Annotated in this window: 19 protein-coding genes; 11 read left to right on the top strand and 8 right to left on the bottom strand. The window is 32.2% G+C overall.

Annotation, left to right across the window (positions count from 1 at the left end; genetic code table 11):
- Positions 1-232 precede the first annotated feature (232 nt).
- The 6 genes from BK011_02205 to BK011_02180 are packed head-to-tail and all read left to right on the top strand — an operon-like array spanning position 233 to position 5,084.
- Positions 233-1,183 (top strand): export ABC transporter ATP-binding protein, encoded by a 951-nt coding sequence (locus BK011_02205; GenBank protein AUD64547.1) that lies wholly within the window; start codon positions 233-235, stop codon positions 1,181-1,183.
- Positions 1,176-1,892: a hypothetical protein gene (locus BK011_02200; GenBank protein ID AUD64546.1), complete on the top strand. Its 717-nt coding sequence runs from the start codon at positions 1,176-1,178 to the stop codon at positions 1,890-1,892. Before BK011_02205 ends, BK011_02200 begins: the two co-directional genes overlap by 8 nt.
- The gene (locus tag BK011_02195) at positions 1,893-2,582 is read left to right on the top strand and encodes a hypothetical protein (protein ID AUD64545.1); all 690 of its coding nucleotides are present in this window, start codon (positions 1,893-1,895) and stop codon (positions 2,580-2,582) included.
- Positions 2,582-3,664, top strand: coding sequence for a hypothetical protein (locus BK011_02190; protein AUD64544.1), 1,083 nt, complete (start codon positions 2,582-2,584; stop codon positions 3,662-3,664). The genes BK011_02195 and BK011_02190 overlap by 1 nt, the downstream gene beginning before the upstream one ends.
- Positions 3,664-4,275 (top strand): DNA-binding response regulator, encoded by a 612-nt coding sequence (locus BK011_02185; protein AUD64543.1) that lies wholly within the window; start codon positions 3,664-3,666, stop codon positions 4,273-4,275. Before BK011_02190 ends, BK011_02185 begins: the two co-directional genes overlap by 1 nt.
- Before the next feature lie 8 nt (positions 4,276-4,283).
- Complete coding sequence (locus tag BK011_02180) at positions 4,284-5,084, top strand: hypothetical protein (protein ID AUD64542.1); 801 nt, start codon at positions 4,284-4,286, stop codon at positions 5,082-5,084.
- A 65-nt stretch (positions 5,085-5,149) separates the two neighbouring features.
- On the opposite strand, the gene BK011_02175 is transcribed toward BK011_02180, so the two are convergent.
- Genes BK011_02175 through BK011_02140 form a run of 8 tightly spaced genes read right to left on the bottom strand, consistent with a single transcriptional unit; the run spans position 5,150 to position 13,180 of the window.
- Positions 5,150-6,247, bottom strand: a complete 1,098-nt coding sequence (locus BK011_02175) for a hypothetical protein (protein ID AUD64541.1) — start codon at positions 6,245-6,247, stop codon at positions 5,150-5,152.
- A gap of 9 nt (positions 6,248-6,256) precedes the next feature.
- Positions 6,257-7,009 carry a hypothetical protein gene (locus BK011_02170; GenBank protein ID AUD64540.1) on the bottom strand — a complete coding sequence of 251 codons (753 nt, stop codon included), beginning with the start codon at positions 7,007-7,009 and terminating at the stop codon, positions 6,257-6,259.
- On the bottom strand, positions 7,000-8,040 hold the full coding sequence (locus tag BK011_02165) for a hypothetical protein (GenBank protein ID AUD66119.1): 1,041 nt from the start codon (positions 8,038-8,040) through the stop codon (positions 7,000-7,002). The genes BK011_02170 and BK011_02165 overlap by 10 nt, the downstream gene beginning before the upstream one ends.
- Positions 8,024-8,566: a hypothetical protein gene (locus tag BK011_02160; GenBank protein AUD64539.1), complete on the bottom strand. Its 543-nt coding sequence runs from the start codon at positions 8,564-8,566 to the stop codon at positions 8,024-8,026. The genes BK011_02165 and BK011_02160 overlap by 17 nt, the downstream gene beginning before the upstream one ends.
- Before the next feature lie 49 nt (positions 8,567-8,615).
- Positions 8,616-8,957 (bottom strand): hydrogenase nickel incorporation protein HypA, encoded by a 342-nt coding sequence (locus tag BK011_02155; protein AUD64538.1) that lies wholly within the window; start codon positions 8,955-8,957, stop codon positions 8,616-8,618.
- Between the two features lie 2 nt (positions 8,958-8,959).
- Positions 8,960-11,653 (bottom strand): pyridine nucleotide-disulfide oxidoreductase, encoded by a 2,694-nt coding sequence (locus BK011_02150; GenBank protein AUD64537.1) that lies wholly within the window; start codon positions 11,651-11,653, stop codon positions 8,960-8,962.
- An 8-nt stretch (positions 11,654-11,661) separates the two neighbouring features.
- On the bottom strand, positions 11,662-12,333 hold the full coding sequence (locus BK011_02145) for a hydrogenase accessory protein HypB (protein ID AUD64536.1): 672 nt from the start codon (positions 12,331-12,333) through the stop codon (positions 11,662-11,664).
- Entirely contained in the window at positions 12,326-13,180 is an 855-nt protein-coding gene (locus BK011_02140) for a hypothetical protein (GenBank protein ID AUD64535.1), read from the bottom strand. The genes BK011_02145 and BK011_02140 overlap by 8 nt, the downstream gene beginning before the upstream one ends.
- A gap of 180 nt (positions 13,181-13,360) precedes the next feature.
- Here BK011_02140 and BK011_02135 point away from each other — a divergent pair, with 180 nt between their 5' ends.
- The 5 genes from BK011_02135 (at position 13,361) to BK011_02115 (ending at position 18,524) form a co-directional block, all read left to right on the top strand.
- A complete protein-coding gene (locus BK011_02135) occupies positions 13,361-14,320 on the top strand; it encodes a hypothetical protein (protein ID AUD64534.1) in 960 nt (319 codons plus the stop codon).
- A gap of 223 nt (positions 14,321-14,543) precedes the next feature.
- Positions 14,544-15,692, top strand: coding sequence for a hypothetical protein (locus tag BK011_02130; GenBank protein AUD64533.1), 1,149 nt, complete (start codon positions 14,544-14,546; stop codon positions 15,690-15,692).
- Positions 15,693-15,796: 104 nt separating this feature from the next.
- The gene (locus BK011_02125) at positions 15,797-16,564 is read left to right on the top strand and encodes a hypothetical protein (protein AUD64532.1); all 768 of its coding nucleotides are present in this window, start codon (positions 15,797-15,799) and stop codon (positions 16,562-16,564) included.
- A 113-nt stretch (positions 16,565-16,677) separates the two neighbouring features.
- Positions 16,678-17,853: a hypothetical protein gene (locus BK011_02120; GenBank protein ID AUD64531.1), complete on the top strand. Its 1,176-nt coding sequence runs from the start codon at positions 16,678-16,680 to the stop codon at positions 17,851-17,853.
- A 59-nt stretch (positions 17,854-17,912) separates the two neighbouring features.
- Complete coding sequence (locus tag BK011_02115; protein ID AUD64530.1) at positions 17,913-18,524, top strand: hypothetical protein; 612 nt, start codon at positions 17,913-17,915, stop codon at positions 18,522-18,524.
- The last annotated feature ends 91 nt before the right edge of the window (positions 18,525-18,615 follow it).

Raw genomic sequence — 18,615 nt, 5'->3', positions numbered from 1 at the left:
GTAAGTCCAGCTAATCTTTATCTCATAATCATGTAAAAAGCGTCTTGCGCTAACTAACTATTGCTGATTAAAATAAAGACCGTGGTAAGCGTCACCTCGAAATAGTCTAAGCTATATAAAAATGAAACAAATCCACAGTACATTATTATTATATTAAATTAGAAAGAAAGGGGAAAGATTTAAATCCGTCTTAAGTACTAACTTAATACAGTTTAAATCTTACATGAACAAAATGATTGTAAAAATGAAAGATGTTATTAAACGTTATGGCGATGAAGTCATGGCACTAGATTATTTAAATTTAGAGATTAAAAAGGGTGAAGTGGTTGGACTACTTGGTCCTAATGGTGCAGGTAAGACGACTGCCATCAACATTATTTCTGGTTTGTTAGAACTGGATGAAGGTGAGATTTTTGTTTTTGGTGAAAAACAAACACCTAAAAACAAAAATGTTAAGAGAAAAATAGGTTTAGTTACGCAAGAAGTAACTGTATATGAAGATTTAAGTGCATATGAAAACCTTAGATTTTTCGGAAGTCTTTATGGCTTAAAAGGTAGGGCATTAGAAGATAAGATTCATGAAGTTGCTGAACTTGTTGGGATTACCGAAAAACTACATGTCATACCTAAGAAATACTCAGGTGGAATGAAAAGAAGATTAAATATCGGATGTGCACTCCTTCATGATCCTGAGCTTGTGATTTTAGATGAACCGACTGTAGGGATAGATCCACAAAGTAGAAATTATATCTTAGAGTTTGTTAAAAAACTAGCAAAAGATAAAGATATATCTATAATCTATACATCACATTATATCGAAGAAGTCGAACAAATCAGTGATTTTGTCTATATCATCGATCAAGGACATATCATTGCGAAAGGCACAGTCAAAGATTTAATCTCAAAGATGAAGGGAGATCAAATCATTGACATTGAAGTCAGACATCCTGAAGAAGAAACAGTGAAGTCAATCAAAGCATTGCCTGATGTTAAAGATGTCCATTTAGAGCATCAAACCTATAAGATTATGATTGAAACATCAGTCAATATCTTAGATCAAATCTTACAGATTGTCTCTAAAGAAACAGTACTTCATATTAAACACAATGAACCAAACTTAGAAGATGTATTCTTAATGCTTACAGGTAAGCATTTAAGAGATGGTGGTGTTTTATATGATTAGGTTTTACGGACTTAGATTTCTAAGAGATTATATTGGGCATATCATCTTAATTGGATTACCGATTGTGATGATTATTGCGATGGTTTTCATCAATCAGGGTATAGCAGACCCAAGTGAACGCAATGACGTGATCTTATATATTAGTTTAGTTTATATCATCATGTTTCAAGGGTTTGGTACAGCTTATGCTTTTGAGGGTATCGAACATGACTTTTTTAAACCCTTTCGAGCAAGATTAATGATTGCACCTGTATCGCAAATGCGATTCATATATATGAATTTGATTGGAAGTATCATCACATCCCTTTGTCAAACATTTATCATTTTAGCGACGATATGGCTGATTTATAACATTCAAATACCGATGTTTGGATTTGTTGTATTAGTTTTAATGATTGCTTCAATCACATTGCATTTCCTTGGAACGTATTTAATCTTAGTATTTAAGAAGGCTTCTGTTGTGCAAACGATCATGACTGGGTTTATCATCGTATCGATGTTTGCAGGTGGATATTTCATTCCATTTAAATCTTCTAGATTGACAGATTTTCTAAATGAATACGGATCTCCAATTGCATGGACACACACAAGTGTTTATGGATTTATGAATCAAAATTATAATGAAGCATTCATGGGGATTGGTTTACTGATCCTTCTAACGATCATCTGTGCATTATTGATGAAAAAAGCGTTAAAGAAGGTATTATAAATGAAAGAGATCTATGGATTAGCACTCAAGAGATTATGGAAACAAAAAATCATGCTGGTGGTGCTTACGATATTTCCGATGATTGTCTTATTGATACCATCAACTGGAAATACGACAGCACCACAGATTGCATACGGATTGTTTGGATTGATTATGCTGTTTAGTTCTGTACTTTTAGCCAAACAAATGATTGATGATCGTTCGTATAAAACGATTATAAGAATTGCAGCATCACCCATATCGCATTTGGCTTACTTATGTGGTCATTTGCTAGCATATTTTATGATTATGGCTATGCAAATATTGATGTTTGCGATCGTCGCACATATGGTGTACGATTTAACGTTTTACTTTACTGGATTTGGTATGTTGATGATATTCGCTTTTTCAATCTTTTCATTAGCATTTGCACTCTTTTGGCATACATTATATAAAAGATTTTCAACATCTATTTCCATTTATAGTGTCGTCGCAAATGTGATCGCACTGGTTGGTGGATTGACATTTCCATTATCGATGTTACCGCAAGCCATTAAAGATTATGCAATTGTTTTACCAACATATTGGTATGCTTATGGTATTGAACAAGTTGTATCTAAGGATTTCTTACAAATCATGTTAAGCATAAGTATCATTTTAGGATTTTCGATGATGTGTCTTATATTAGGTTCAAGAAGGAGATTTGATTAATGGTTAAACGCATCACCCCATCACATGTCTTTTATGGCATCATGGTAGTGACATATTTAATCATCTTATTTGCAATAAAACTGCAAGACCCTGCAGTTTTTTTGCTATGGTTGGTATCAGCCATAGCGATGTTAATACGCATGCGATTTCATCAGTATATCAACTATTTATATATTGAAGGTATAATACTTGCTATTATCATATATTTTGATCAATCTTTGGCTTTATTGATGATACCTTATATCATGGTGATGATCTATAAAGATCGTTATCTCATTTTTGGAGTGATCATGTCTATATGGATCCTTACCATGTTAAAGACACCTTTAGCATATGGGTTTTATAGCTATCAGATGTTGTTATCATTTGTTTTATATCAATGGAAGAAATCTTATGATTCACATTTAAGAAAACTTGATCAATGGCATCATGATGCGCACATCAGAGAAAACGAGAAAATTAAAATGATGTCATCCTTAGATGAATTATCAAGAATTAGTATTCTATCTGAAAGAGATCGAATTGCTCATAAGCTTCATGATAATTTGGGTCATGAGTTAACTGGCGCATTATTATCTTTAAGAGCATATGAAATGTCTCAAGATCATTTAATAGAAGATGACAGTTTTAAAACGTTAAAAGTAAAGCTAGAACAATCAGTATCAGCTTTAAAAGAAACTGTAAGCTACACAAAACCTCAAGAGTCTTATGGGATGGATCGCGTTAGAGCATTGATTGAGGCTCATCCAGGACCAGCAGTTGATTTAAAAACAACTGGAAATATGCTTAAACTGAGTCAAACGCATTATTTTATGATGGCATCAGTTATCAAAGAAGGCTTAACTAATATCTTAAAACATGCTGATGCAAAAACGATTGAGATAAGAATAGAGGTTGTTGAACCTGTCTTAAGATTGATGATTAAAAATGATGGAATCAAATCAAAAAAATCACCATCTGGTGTTGGATTAAGTTATATGAGAAAAACCATTGAAGCCGTTGGTGGTACATTAACATATCAAAGAAACGATAAGTTTGTTTTGATATGTGTTATGCCACTAGCACTTGAAGGAGGATTATGATGCGTATACTACTTGTCGATGATGATCAAACCATTAGGGATAGTTTAGACATCATATTATCAAAAACTAAAGACTTTCACATTGTTGGTAAAGTTGAAAATGGCCAAAAAGCAATTGACTTTGTGTCAAATCATGATGTTGATATGATTTTAATGGATATTAGAATGCCTGTTTTAAATGGGATTGATGCCACTGCAATCATTAAATCGATGAAACAAGAGATTAAAATCATAATGCTTACAACTTTTAATGACTTCAAAAACATCCATCAGGCACTTCATGCGAAAGCTGATGGGTATTTACTTAAAACTGATGATATAGAAAAACAAATCACAACGATTCAAAATGTATATTTAGGTCAAGCAGTTTTAAGCGATGAAGTTTTAAAAATGATGACTTCAAGTGAATTTATCGATTCATTAACAGAAAGAGAAAATAGTTGTTTAGAACTCATTGCTCATGGGTATTCTAATAAAGAGATCTCGCAAAAACTATGGATTAGCGAAGGATCTGTAAGAAATGTGATTAGTGTCATCTTAGATAAACTAAACTTACGAGATCGTACACAACTTGCAATATATTATTGGCAAACCAAACATGATAAAAAATGAGGAACACCATGAAACATACAATAATTCATCCGAAAGAAGATATGGCTTATAACATCAAAGAAAATATATTTTTAGTTTTAGATGAAAAAAGTGAAGTGATTAGTCATGCATATATTTATCAATCGTTTAATGTATTTCAAACTGAACAAACACCATTGCTGCTTTATTTTTATATTGAAACTGAAAATGAATCTATAAAAAATGAGTTATATCAAAAAGTATATGAACGAGCACTTGAAATTAAGAAGATTTATCCTAACTTAACTGCAAGGTTTTATACGACTTGTGAAACTGAGCGTGATTTAAAGTTTCTTAAAGACCGTCATCATGATGATGCTTCAGTATATTATATGGAAAATAAAGTAGAAGCTTCATTTCAGGGACATATATCCTTAAATAAAGTATTGATCGATGTTGCTGATGAGAAAGTATCACAAGCATATATTGAAACACATAATCGACTTTTTGTGACGCCTATGAATGATGAAAAACTTAAAGAAATATCAAATCATCAGCATTTTAGAATGGTCTATTATTATCATAATGAAGCCATTATTGGAAGTTCCAAAGTATATTTAAAAGACCAAAAAGGATATATTGAAACCATTTGGGTTGATCCTAAATATCAAGGTCAAGGATTCTCAAGACAAATCATGGCAGATATTTATCAATATTTTGCGAATCTAAGGATTGATGATCTCGAACTAGAAGTTTGGAGCATTAATTTTAAAGCATTAAAACTCTATCATTCACTTGGATTTAAAAAGACTAAGATCCATTATGATACACCGAGTATCATACTCAAATGATTCAACAAATGAACTCATAAATTTATTAAAAACATAACAAACATATAAAAAAATGACCACTAGGGTCATTTTTGTAGTTCAGTTTGATAACCTTGATGATAGTCACTATGAAGACTTTCATAAATATCGATGTTTAAGAATGCTTGTCCTATGTCATTTACTTTATCTTCTATATCAATATCACTAAACTCATCTGGATAAAGTACAGATCCTAAATGGTAACAGTTAGCAATCGCAACCTCAATGTTTGTTGAATAGAAATTATATGGAAACTGCATATAGACCTCGTTGTTTTGAAATGCATTTAAGTGCTCATAGTATGTTTGATGTGTTTGATAATCTGTTAAAAACAGGTCATATCCATTAAGATCAAGAATAATAATCTCTGGATTCCAAGAAAGAAGTGTTTCTTTCTCGATATTTGCATATTGATCAATACCTTTTGTATGTGCAATATTTATGACATTGACTAAATCAAAAATTTCATAGCTGCCAGAAGTGCTTGTGATTTGCTGATGTCCAGCTTTTGATAAACTGCCGATATAGGCAGTTTTTTTATGATTTAATTCCTTGGTTCTTTGGTTTAAATCAGCTTTTATACTATTGATATATTCAATGAGTTGTGTTGATCTTTCAGTATTTCCTGTGATGATGCCTATATTTTCTAGAGAGTTCATGAGATCTTCACTAAACAAACTACCTTCAGATGTATCATTGGTTATCGTTACGATTGGAATGTTTAGCGTTTGATATAAATCATCAATAACGTTTTTTTCATAAAGACTGCTCGCAATGATCACATCTGGATTTGCAGATAAGATAAGTTCTGCATTTGGAGATGCTTTAGGTCCACCTTCACCAATGATTGGTAATTGATCAATGATATCTTGATATTTTAAGATATAAGGTCTACCTTTTGTTTGTTGTAATAGTTCAAAGTTTTCGATACCTACAATGTGATTTGGATCAGCTATATATGTGTATAATCTAAGTGCGTTAGGTCCTATACAAACAAATGTCGAAGCATCTTTAGGTATATAAACTTCACGATCATAGACATCAATGATTTTGATGTCATCATTTAGTGTTTCATCCGTATTCATGCATCCTGTTAGAGTCATGAATAAGATTATTATAATGCATATCATTATTGATTTTTTCATTTTAATCTCCTATAGTGTTATCATGTGTTTTTTAAAGTCATGCTCAATCATTTTTACATCAACTTGATAAATAGCTTTGATGAGTTTTTCAGTGATGATGTCACCTGTGCCAAACTCATAGACTTGATGATCTTTTAGAAATAAAAATTTGTTTCCAAATCGAAGTGCAAGATTGAGGTCATGCATCGTTACAATCATTGTCTTATCATGATTTTGTGCAATATGTTTCATGAATTGTGTTAGTTCAAGTTGATTTTTTAAATCAAGATTTGCAGTGGGTTCATCAAGCAGCAGTAACTCTGTTTCTTGATTAAGTGCTCTAGCAATCGCAACTTTTTGTCTTTGCCCTCCACTTAATTTTGTAATATCATCAAACGCGATCTCATCAAGATTTAGCGCTTTGATGATTTGATCAGTTTTGATTAAATCATCATCTGAAACTCTATGTGACATATAAGGTTTTCTACCTAATAAAACTGTATCAAAAACAGATGCTTCATGAAATGATAAAGACTGTGGGACATATGCAATCTTCTGAGCTCTTTTAATGGGAGTCATATCCTTGATGTTTTGATTATTCATAATCACACTACCAGTGTTTGCTTTTAGCAAATGATTGAGCGTTTTTAAAAGTGTTGATTTTCCAGCACCATTATGGCCCAAAATGACCAAACAGTCCCCTTTTTGAATTGAAAAACTAATGTCTTTTAATACGACTTTATGACCATATGCAAAAGAGAGGTTATTGACACTTAACATGATGATGACTCCTTTTTCTTAAGTAAAATATATAAGAATAAACCAGCACCTAAACAAGAAGTGATTGCGCCAATTGGTAGTGTGATTGGTGCAATAATCGTTCTTGAAATCATATCTGCAAAAAGTAAGATGATGCTACCTAAAAGGGCACTTCCTGGAATAAATAAGCGATGATCCTTTCCAATCATTTTTTTCATGATATGAGGACCAATGAGTCCAATAAAACCAATCATACCTAAAAAAGACACACAAACACTTGTCAAAAGAGATGCAACCAATATGGATATCAGTCTAAGCTTTTGTGTTTTTATACCTATACTTGCTGCATATAACTCTCCATGAGATAATCCTTCATAATCATGACGCTTTATATAAAAGAAGACATAAGATAAAATCACAGTTACAGTTAAGATGATAATATCTTGCCAGTTCGCTCTAGATAAATCCCCAAACGTCCAAAAAACTGCTTGTGACAAAGTATTTTGGTCTGAGAAGTACTGGAGTATAGTCGTCATTGCTTGAAATAAAGAGCTCATTGCAACCCCCGCTAAGATGATCACACCAGGGGTAAAAGTTTTTAATTTTGATAATCCTAATATCAAAGATACAGCAATCATTGAACATAAAAATGCCGTAAGTGTAGTGATATAGGGCATTTGCATGAGTACTGTAGACCCTATAAAAATAATGGAAAGATTGGCTCCAAAAGTTGCTGCTGAAGTAATGCCTAGAGTAGAAGGAGATGCTAAGTCATTGTTTAGGGTCGTTTGCATAATCGCACCTGATATAGATAAACCTGCTCCGGCCACAACCGCAACAACAACTCTTGGAAGCCTCATGTTCCACATGAGTAACACATGCGCTTGCTCTTCACTTGTTTTAAAGAGTGCTGTTAGCATCTCTAAAAAAGTGATATCATATGTGCCTATAAAAAGCGCACTGATACTTAATTTAATTAATAAGAAAGATAAAGCATATAAAACGAGCCTTTTCTTTCGTTTGATGAACTTATAACGATCAATAGAATTCGTGATTTCTTTCTTTAAAACATGTTGCACACATCTCAACTCCTTGGTGTACTTTCTTTAAAGGTTCAGCAAAGTATTCATGACACATCGGACACTTCATATTTGCATATATCCGTGCTTTTTTAGGCAGTGGTTCACTCACATCTGTTAATGTAAATAAATCCTTAGGATCTTGATTAAGTATATATCGAAGCTTATCTGCCTTTGACATCTCAGGTAATGGTTTTAAAACAATACGAAAAGCGATTTTTTGATCTCTAACATAAAATGAAAAAGCCATTTTACCAACCATGTTAATCATCATATTACCTTTACCAACAGTACATCCTAAACAATATTGAAGTGCATCAACAGCACAACTATCATTTTCACTGATACAGACAATTTCTTCATCAAGACTAAACATATCTATGTTTGTATGTTCTAAAAAATATAAATAAGCTTGATATCCAATCGCAAGTCCAGGACATGCATGTCCATGAAATTCTATACATCCTTTAAATTCTTTTTTCATAATGATTCCTTTCTTCATATAAACCTATAAAAAGCTAGTATTGGAAATCAACACTAGCTTTCTAACGTTAATATGCGTGTAGTTCTTTAATCAAAAATTCTCTTCCACTAATGATTGAAAACTTGTTTTCTTCACAAAGTGGACATACATTATTATTCTCTGTTAAATCATAGACAAATCCGCATGACTCACATTTACCAATACCTGCAGTTTCCTCAACTTCTAGTATGGTATCTTGAAGTTTTGTGCCTTCAACAGCTATCGGATAAACATCTTTTAAGTATTTAGGATAAACTTCACTAAGTTTACCAACTTGTAAAACAATCTTTTCAACTTTTGATAAGTTGTTTTCAACCATATACGATTCAACTTGTCTAACGATTTGAATGACTAATCCTAATTCATGCATGATTAATCTTTTCTTTTAAAGACATTGCTAATGTTTTTAGCAGTAATCTTAACTTTTCTCTTTAAGACGTTTTTAATAACGACTTTCTTTAAATCAGGGAAATCAACACCATGGACATTGCTTGTTTTCACTAAATGTATGGCATCAAAATTACATTTGGTTGTACATTGGCCACAACCAACACACATATATTCATCAACAATCGCGATACCACATTTTAAACATCTATTGGTTTCTGCAGCGATTTGTGCTTCAGTTAAGATACCTCTAGGATCTGTGAAGTTTCCTTCAAGTTTTTTAAGATGCTTCGCAGTTGCTCTTTGACGTCCTGCTTGATCATAACTACTTAAATCAATTTGATCACGATCTAAAGATACATAATGATGTCTTTGACGACCATAAACTAAGCTTTGACCACGTTGTACATGTCTATGCAGTGAAATAGCACCTTCTTTACCAAGTGCGATTGCATCAATTGCAAATCTTGGACCAGTCACTACATCGCCACCGAAGAAGATGTCTGGATCAGTTGATTGCAATGTGAAACTATCAACCATCACTGTACCATTTGGATTCAATCTAACACTTGTTCCAGCAAGTAATTTGCCCCAATCAAACGATTGACCTACCGAAATTAATACATGGTCTGCTTCAACACTAATCGTGTCTTCTTCATCAAATACTGGTGCAAATCGTCCTTGTTCATTGAAGACTGATAAACATTTTTTAAACACAACACCCTTAACCTTACCTTCTTCAACGATAAAAGATTTAGGACCATAAGAGTTATTGATTGTAATATTTTCTTCTAAAGCCTCATGAATTTCATCTTTTAAGGCTGGCATGGTTTCTCTAGTTTCTAAACAAAACATTTGTGTATCTTTAGAACCCACTCTTTGAGCTGTTCTTGCAACATCGATTGCAACGTTACCCCCACCAATAACAACTGTCTTACCAGTAAGTTTCTTATGTTTTCCTAAAGCAACATCTCTTAAGAAATCAATACCTGTATCAATACCTCTAGCATTTTCATTATCTAAACCTAGACGACGTCCACTTTGAGCACCGATCGCGATAAAGAATCCGTTATAACCTGCTTTTTTCATTTCAGGTATGGTGATATCTTCACCAACGTGAACACCCATTTCAAAAGTAACACCTAAAGCTCTTAAGATATCAATTTCAGCGTTAATGACATCTTTTTGTAATCTAAATGCTGGAATACCAAATTGAAGCATACCACCTAAAGTCTTTTCTTTTTCAAAAACAGTGACTTTATATCCTTCAACAGCTAAATAGTAAGCACATGACAATCCAGAAGGACCACCACCGATGACTGCGATATGTTTATCTTGATAGTTGTGCTTGATTTCTGGAACATATCTTGTTTCTTCATTTAAATCTTGTTCAGCAATGAATTTTTTAATATCATCGATTGCAACTGCTTCATCGATCGCACATCTCGTACAAGCTGATTCACACAATGCTGGACAAACTCTACCACATACAGCAGGGAAAGGATTGTTTTTCTTAATTAAAGCTAATGCTTCTTTATATTTACCTTGAGCTGCAAGTTGAATGTATCCTGGAATAGAAATATGTGCAGGACATTCGCTCTTACATGGTGCAGTACCTGTATCAAGGGATTCTTTTCTATTGGTTCTATAATCTGGATGGAAGTGAAGTTCTTCATTCCATTCAGTGTTACATGCTTTATGGTTATGAACAGGTTTTTGTTCTTCAATCGATCCGATTAAACGTTGTCCAAGTTTAATTGCATTGGTTGGACAGTAAATTGTACATTCACCACAACCTACACACTTGTCAGGATCAACTTCAGCAGTGAAGTTTGATCTAACCATGTCAGGGTTAGAATACATGGTTGCTGCACGTAGTGCGTAACATGAACATCCACAGCAGTTACAAATCGCATGTGTATGTCCTTCACCTTCTGTATTTGGAATTTGATGCATCAGTCCGTTTTCTTCAGCACGTCTCATGATCTCTTTCGCTTCTTCAACAGTAATTTGTCTAGCTTTACCTGTTCTAATATAAAGTTCAGCTGCATCATCCAATTGAATACACATATCTTCTTTTAAATGTCCACAGCCTTGACCCATCTCTTCACGAGACGTACGGCATGAACAATCAGATACGGAGATCAATCTTGCTTTTTCTAAGTATAAATCTACTTTTTCAGCGGTAACCACTTGTGATGTACCATCAATAGAAGAAGCAATCGGAATGACTCTCATGAGTCCATTACCCATTGGGATTTTACCAAATCCAATCGGATTTCTAAGTAGTCCATAATCATCAAATGCTTTAGCAATTTGTGGGTATTTTCGAACATTTTCTAAGTTGTTAACTGCCATTTCAAATATACCTGGAACCCATGTTTCATGCCAAAACTTAAATTCGCCATCTTTTTTATTAACAACTGCAGCACCAGCATAAGAGAGTTGCCATAACAATTCTAATGTACGGTCTTCCGTCCATCCAAGCTTATCTGCAATTTGTTTAGCTGTTTGTGGTCCTCTAAACTCTAGTTTTAAAGCAACCTCAGCCATTTCTTCAGTGACGACTTTTTCTAATAGTTTAAATCTAGGATCGTCATAGGTAACACCATTTTTAGATCCCATTTTTGTGTTTGATACTTTGTTACAAAACCTTAATAATTTTTCTTGATTTGCCATATATCCTCCTAATTTTTGAATGCAACGATGTTATCGACTAAAAAGTCACACCATTGATCCATACCCTCTCCAGTTTTTGCAGATATTGGGAATATCTTAATATCTGGATTTAATTTTCTAACATTCTCTTCTAAGCGTTTAAAATCAAAATCAAAAACTGATAATGTATCGATCTTACTGATAACTAAGACGTCAACTTTTGTAAACATCTTTGGATATTTAAGTGGTTTATCATCACCTTCAGGCACAGATAAGATCATCGCATTCATGGATTGTCCTAAATCATAAGATGCTGGACATATCAAGTTTCCGATATTTTCGATGACGACAAAATCTAAATCTTGATAACCGATATCTTCTAATCCTTCTTTAGCCATACCTGCATCTAAATGACACATACCACCAGAATGGAGTTGGTTTACTTTAACACCAGTTTGATCTAAAATCGTATACGCATCAACATCACTATCAATATCAGCTTCTACGATACCAATCTTGACTTTATGCTTAATGCGATTAATGGTGTTTACAAGCATGGTTGTTTTACCACTACCTGGACTTGACATGAGATTCATCACAAACGTTTTGTTTGTGTTAATCTCATCTCTTAAGATTGCTGCTTGTTCATCATTATTCGCATAAACTCTTTTTTGAATTTCAATCACTTTAACTTTATTCATAAGATACCTCTAACTTTCTTTGGTAGCTTGGGTTATCAATGCCATGAGATAAATAGTAATCTTTGTTTCTGATTTTAAAGAACCAATAAACTAAATAAATCACATGACCAATTAAGTTTGCTAAACCTAAGTAATATGCAACATCTGCATTCCACCATGCACTTGAATCCATGACTGGAGAGAAGATATCATAACTAGAACGAATTAGGATATGAAGACCTAAGGTATACATTCTACCCATGAGCCATAAATCAGAACGTTTTCTAAATAACATCCAAACAAATGGAATCGTTAAGATACAAATACTAGAAGCAACAAAGCCAGTGTTTTCTGCATAAACAAAAGTGACATTCCAAGTTGTATATAAAATACACCAAGCTAAAGGTAGATCTGCAATGAGTTCACCAAAACGATGTTTACCATCAAATGATGAAATGCGCCAATGTTTTGTTGGTAGTGGAATTGTGATACACAGAATCACACCACAAGCTGCATTGAAGTAGTTACCCATTTCAAAATCAGAAAGTGTAGCTTCGACGATGTTTAACATTAAAATGAAATATAATACCCATAATGGCCATCTCTTTTTTAAAGACTCTATCACATTTACGCCTCTACCATCATTTGCCATTCTGACAAATGAAACGAAACATAATGGAATTAAGACACTTAAAACTTTTGCCCATCTAAACCATGATAAGTCGTTCATAAACCATAATGGTGCTGAAAATAATACTAAGATAAAAAACCATTTATAAAACTTCGGTTTTTCTCTGGTTGCATCCAAAAATAAAAACAATAATAACATATATATGCCCATTGAAACAATATAACTTAATGCTGGCATAAAAATCCTCCTATTTATTTACTAATTTATCGCTTTATGCTACCTATATGATACAAAGATAACGTATGTTATGCAAGTAGAAATAAGTACTTCTTTATAGCAAGAAAGTCATAAAATCCCATAATTTGTTGGAAGAGATTAAATTGAGTTATGTTTTGTTATAATGAAAGTGGTGAACATATGAAAGAAACATGTTGCGATTTATTTAAAGAACTCAATCTACCATTTGAAACCTATCTTTATCAAGGACATCATCACGATGAAGTCATTCATGAGGAAATGGAGATCATATGGGTCATTAAAGGTAGTGCTAAAATTACAGTTGATGATAGAACCTATCAGATGGATGAGCACACCATTTTTTTAATATACATGTATAAAAAACACAAAATCGAATCAGATCATGATACGATGATTCTTGGCTTTCGCTTAAAAAAGACTTATTTACACAAACATAATCTATTTTTTGAAAAAATTCATTTTAACGAAAGAGTCTATACATTTGATGAGCTCAGCGTTAAATATAAAGAAGTGCCATTATTAATCATTCAAATTGTTCGTTTATTGGTTTCAAATGAAACGAGTTCAGCGATTAGATATAAGATTAATGGATACTATCATATGTATATCTTAGATTTATACCGAATGATTTTAAAAGAAAGATATTTAGATGTGAAGCATATTAATAATGATGATTATTTAAATCGAATTCATGTGATTGTTGAGTATACATATCAACACTTTCATGAAAAAATAACTTTGAATGATATCGCTAAACTGGTCGACATATCTGAATACCGGTTATCTCATTTTGTCAAAGAATCTCTAGGTATTCCTTATAGAGAGTTCTTGCAAAATGCTAGGTTTGAACACGCATTAAAACTTTTAAAAGAAACAAAGCTACCTGTAAGTGAAGTATCAAAATTATCAGGGTTTTCTGATCACAAATATTTAAATCAAATGATGAAAGAAAGATTTGATCAATCAGCATTAAAATATCGAAATGACCATGCATGTGAAAATGTCTGTGTATCAGAACCTGAAGCATATGCAAAATGTGTAGAAGTTTTAAAGACATGTATTAAAAATTTGGATCAAGGCAAGTTCAAACATTTATTTGAAATGAGTAAAGATATTTAACTATGTATCTTTCTTTTGATCATAATCATTAAAAAATGCATCTTATACATAATAAGAGTACCTATTTTTGAAAGGTGCTCTTTTGTATATGGATTTCATTATGCGTCTAAACATGTTATAGTGAAAGTAGATAATGTACATAGAATAGATTCATCCTAAACAAAATAAAGGCCTAATCAAGCAGTCAAAATGCTTTTTTATGAGTCTTGGAAAGAAGGGAATTATGAATTATACATTATTAAAAACATATTCACATGAATTTTTTGAAGAACAAAATCAGCCATGCATCTCTTTATACATGCCTGCAGATCCAAAAGGGTTTGATCACAAAAAAGATCAGCTGGTCTTTAAAAATCTTGTTAAAAAAATCGCTGATTCACTTGAAACAGATGAAGATTACAAGGATATGAAATTGATCCTTAAAGATCTTGAGTCCATAGAAGATGATAAACTCTTCTGGGATCAGGTAACTTCAGGGCTTGCGCTTTTTGCAAACCAAAAAGAAATAGTGATTTATCTTTTAGAACAGGAAGTCAACCCTTTAGCGATTGTGTCAAACACTTATCATTTAAAACCACTGCATGGATATTTTCAATCACTTGAAACATATCATATCTTAGCACTCGATCAAGATAGATTTGAGGTTCATCAAGGTGACTATATAACGATTAAAAAGATTGACTTACCTTCTAAGATTAAAACAACCTCAAAAGAAGTGTTAGGCAAAGAGCATACAGAAAGTTATCAAACACATGGTACATATGGTGGAGCCGAAGATGGATCTACATTCCATGGTCATGGTGGTAAATCAGATGAAATTGATATTGATCGATTAAATTTCTTTAGATATGTTGATAAAACTGTATTAGAAGAAATTTCAAAACATCAGAAATATCCACTCATTCTCTTATCTCATAAGGAACATCATCATGTGTTTAAGGATTTATCAAAAAATCCTTATTTGATTGAAGAGAGTATTGATGGATCCATAAAAGATGTATCCGATAAAGCACTTAAACAAAAAATCTATGAAATCAATCAAAAGCGATTTAAAACAGTGTTAGATAAACTGATAGAGCAATATCATACACTTAAACAAAGTCATCTAAGTTCAGATCAACTCAATACCATTATTAAAGCACTTATAGAGAAAAAAGTAGAAACCCTATTTATAGAGGATCAAAAAATTATCCCAGGAAAAATCGATTACAAACAAGGAAAAATCATCAAAGGTAGTTTATCAGACCCAAATACCGATGATATCTTAGATGATATGATAGAGCTTGCGATAAAGACTGGTTCTAAGGTATATGTTTTAGATAAAAAACAAATGCCTACAGATACGAGTGTAGCAGCTATATTTAGATATTAATTAAGTACAAAAAAGGTTCAGATGTTCTGAATCTTTTTTCATTTAAAGGCATTAGGTTTCTATTTCATGATATACTATTTATAAACATAAGAAAGCGTGATTTCATGAATTATAATCAAGAATTAAATTTGTTAAAAGATATCGTAAAACCTATATATAATGATGCTGTTCTTTTTGCTAAGTCAGTAACTTTTAAAGGCGAACAGGACTTAGTAACATCAACAGATTTATATATCGAAAGGCATCTCATTGAAGCTATTAAAAAAGCATTTCCTAATGACTTATTTCATAGTGAAGAGTATCATAATCAAACAGCTTTAAAAAATCGTATGTGGATTATTGATCCTATAGACGGAACCAGTAATTATGCTGTAGATTTAAGTCTATATGTTGTTCAAATTGCACTTTATGATCAAAATGATATCGCATTATCATTTATATATGCACCTAAGTTTGACAAGGTTTATTATGCGATTAAAGGTCAAGGTGCATATGTCAATGATCAAAGATACTTAGTCACTGATAAAAACCAACCTTCAAATTTTATGATTTCTATGTGTGGACTAAGTCATAAAAATGAAAATAAATCATATTTTAAGCAGATCATTGATTTATCAATCACCCATAGATTTAAACTTAGAATTTTGGGGACCATGGGTTTAGAGCTAGCACTAACTTCTGAAGGAATATTTAATTTATTTTATTCTAATGTTACAAACCTTTGGGATTTGTGTCCAGGCATCTTACTTTCTAAAGAAGCAGGTGCAATCCTTCTTAATGAACAAGGCAAGCCTTATCAACTCGGTGATGAGAACCTTTTTATTTGTAAAGATGAGCATGCAAAAGCTGTTCTTCTAAAGTACGTTTTCTAGATATGTAAATTAACATCATCTCAAATGACGTCTTTTTTATCTTTTTACTTCATATCTTTTGCTTGATTATGCTATAATAAAAAAGATTTGAAATTCAAACAAACGGAGGCATCATGACAAGAAGAAAATTTATCTATATCATCATCTCAAGCATATGGATGATGTTACTGATGGGAACTGTTTATGCATATAGTATTTTTAGAACTGAAGTAGAATCTATGTACAATCTGTCCACTTTAGAAAGTGGACTTCCATATATGTTTTCACTCCTTTTTTATGCATTAGCAATGATGATGACAGGAAAGTTCTTAAATGAGAAATATTTAAGGTCTACCATGATTTTAGGGACCATGATGATTATTTTCGGATTCGTCATCTCTAGTGTCGCTTCTCATTTTTTACTCCTAATACTAGGATATGGGATCCTCATAGGTACCGGGGTTGGTATGGTTTATGGTATACCCATCTATATCATTCAAAGATCGCATATCGAAAAAAAAGGATTATATACTGGTATAGTTTTATTAGGATTTGGTTTATCACCGTTAATTACAGCACCGATCGGTAGAGTATTATTGGTTAATGTTGGCCTTGATCAAACATTTTTAATATTTGCGGCTATCTTTTTATTAACACAACTTCCACTTGGTGCATTTTATAAGCTGCATTTTGATGAAAAAGAACAAAGAGAACCTCTTGTTTTAGATAAATTACTCAAACATAAGTTTTATATTTTATATGGTCTTTTCATGATTACAACCGCAATCGGGTTAATGATGATTGGTTTGTCTTATCAAGCCGGTGCACAATATTATGCTTTTGACGATAAACTAGTAACTTTATCATTGTCAATTTTCGCGATTTGTAATGGTTTTGCAAGACCACTTTTTGGATATCTTATTGATCGTCTTGGTTTGATTAAACCAAGCATGATCAGTTTATCACTTATTGGATTAGCTGCACTTATCGGTATTTTAAATCAGGGACAAAGTTTTTTATTATATATAATCACCTATGGATTGTTTTGGTTTAATTTAGGTGCATGGTTATCGATTATGCCATCGATGGTAAAAGCTTACTATGGTTCTAACTATTATGCTAGAGTTTATGGCATGATCTTTACCGCTTATGGTTTAGGTGCAATCATCTCCACATTAATATCTGGATCCATTATTGATGCACTAGGAGATACCTTATATTTATATATCGCAATTTTAGGATTATTAGGCATTGGCTATATATTTATATATAAACTCAAATCTTATGAATCTATAAAAGATACACTTTAAAAGATTCACAAATAAAGGTATAATAATCCTATATAAATCATATGGAATGGATGGATCATATGAAATCAAGTGAACACTTATCAAGATATGAAGAAATCGCTTATTTAATTGCTAAAAGAATCGTATCAGGAAATATTAAAGAAAACGAAAAACTAAGAGGTCGTTCTTTACTATCTTCTGAATATAATGTCTCAAGTGAGACGATTAGAAAAGCAATGCAGCTTTTATCAAATTACAATGTTGTATCTGTTAAAGAAAGAAGTGGGATTTATGTATCTTCGATTTTAGATGCGAGGGCATATATCAAACATTTCGAACATACCAGATCAAATAAAAACATTGTAAAAGAAACAGAACATCTTTTAAATGAGCAGGCAAAAATCAATCAACAACTAGAAAAGAAATTTAAACAAATCGTTAACACTTATGAAAAAGATGTTTTCCCATTTTCATATTTCACATGTGAAATACCAAATAATTCTTTGCATTTAGGACAATCATTTGAGTCTTTAAAAATATATGATAACACCAAAGGCTTGATTATAGCGTATGAAAAAGAAGGAGATTTATATCAAATCCCTGATCCGAAAACAATCATAGAATCTGGAATGACCCTATACATTTTAGGCGATAAAAAGGTTAAAGAACAGACAATAAAATATCTTAAATGATAAAAAGTCATCACTTCGATGATTTTTTTTATTTTATGTATTGACAAACATTATCACAAATGATAACATATACATGCATGATAACGTTAGC

The sequence above is a fragment of the Tenericutes bacterium MZ-XQ genome (genome assembly GCA_002838205.1).
Lineage (GTDB): Bacteria > Bacillota_I > Bacilli_A > Acholeplasmatales > Acholeplasmataceae > Mariniplasma.
Note: the sequence above shows the minus strand (reverse complement) of the source record. Positions and strands in the feature narration are given on the sequence as shown.

Bases quoted from the DNA above. Each gene is read 5' to 3' on its own strand.
- BK011_02205 (AUD64547.1), top strand. From the start codon at position 233: ATGATTGTAAAAATGAAAGATGTTATTAAACGTTATGGCGATGAAGTC.
- BK011_02200 (AUD64546.1), top strand. From the start codon at position 1,176: ATGATTAGGTTTTACGGACTTAGATTTCTAAGAGATTATATTGGGCAT.
- BK011_02195 (AUD64545.1), top strand. From the start codon at position 1,893: ATGAAAGAGATCTATGGATTAGCACTCAAGAGATTATGGAAACAAAAA.
- BK011_02190 (AUD64544.1), top strand. From the start codon at position 2,582: ATGGTTAAACGCATCACCCCATCACATGTCTTTTATGGCATCATGGTA.
- BK011_02185 (AUD64543.1), top strand. From the start codon at position 3,664: ATGCGTATACTACTTGTCGATGATGATCAAACCATTAGGGATAGTTTA.
- BK011_02180 (AUD64542.1), top strand. From the start codon at position 4,284: ATGAAACATACAATAATTCATCCGAAAGAAGATATGGCTTATAACATC.
- BK011_02175 (AUD64541.1), bottom strand. From the start codon at position 6,247: ATGAAAAAATCAATAATGATATGCATTATAATAATCTTATTCATGACT.
- BK011_02160 (AUD64539.1), bottom strand. From the start codon at position 8,566: ATGAAGAAAGGAATCATTATGAAAAAAGAATTTAAAGGATGTATAGAA.
- BK011_02155 (AUD64538.1), bottom strand. From the start codon at position 8,957: ATGCATGAATTAGGATTAGTCATTCAAATCGTTAGACAAGTTGAATCG.
- BK011_02150 (AUD64537.1), bottom strand. From the start codon at position 11,653: ATGGCAAATCAAGAAAAATTATTAAGGTTTTGTAACAAAGTATCAAAC.
- BK011_02145 (AUD64536.1), bottom strand. From the start codon at position 12,333: ATGAATAAAGTTAAAGTGATTGAAATTCAAAAAAGAGTTTATGCGAAT.
- BK011_02140 (AUD64535.1), bottom strand. From the start codon at position 13,180: ATGCCAGCATTAAGTTATATTGTTTCAATGGGCATATATATGTTATTA.
- BK011_02135 (AUD64534.1), top strand. From the start codon at position 13,361: ATGAAAGAAACATGTTGCGATTTATTTAAAGAACTCAATCTACCATTT.
- BK011_02130 (AUD64533.1), top strand. From the start codon at position 14,544: ATGAATTATACATTATTAAAAACATATTCACATGAATTTTTTGAAGAA.
- BK011_02125 (AUD64532.1), top strand. From the start codon at position 15,797: ATGAATTATAATCAAGAATTAAATTTGTTAAAAGATATCGTAAAACCT.
- BK011_02120 (AUD64531.1), top strand. From the start codon at position 16,678: ATGACAAGAAGAAAATTTATCTATATCATCATCTCAAGCATATGGATG.
- BK011_02115 (AUD64530.1), top strand. From the start codon at position 17,913: ATGAAATCAAGTGAACACTTATCAAGATATGAAGAAATCGCTTATTTA.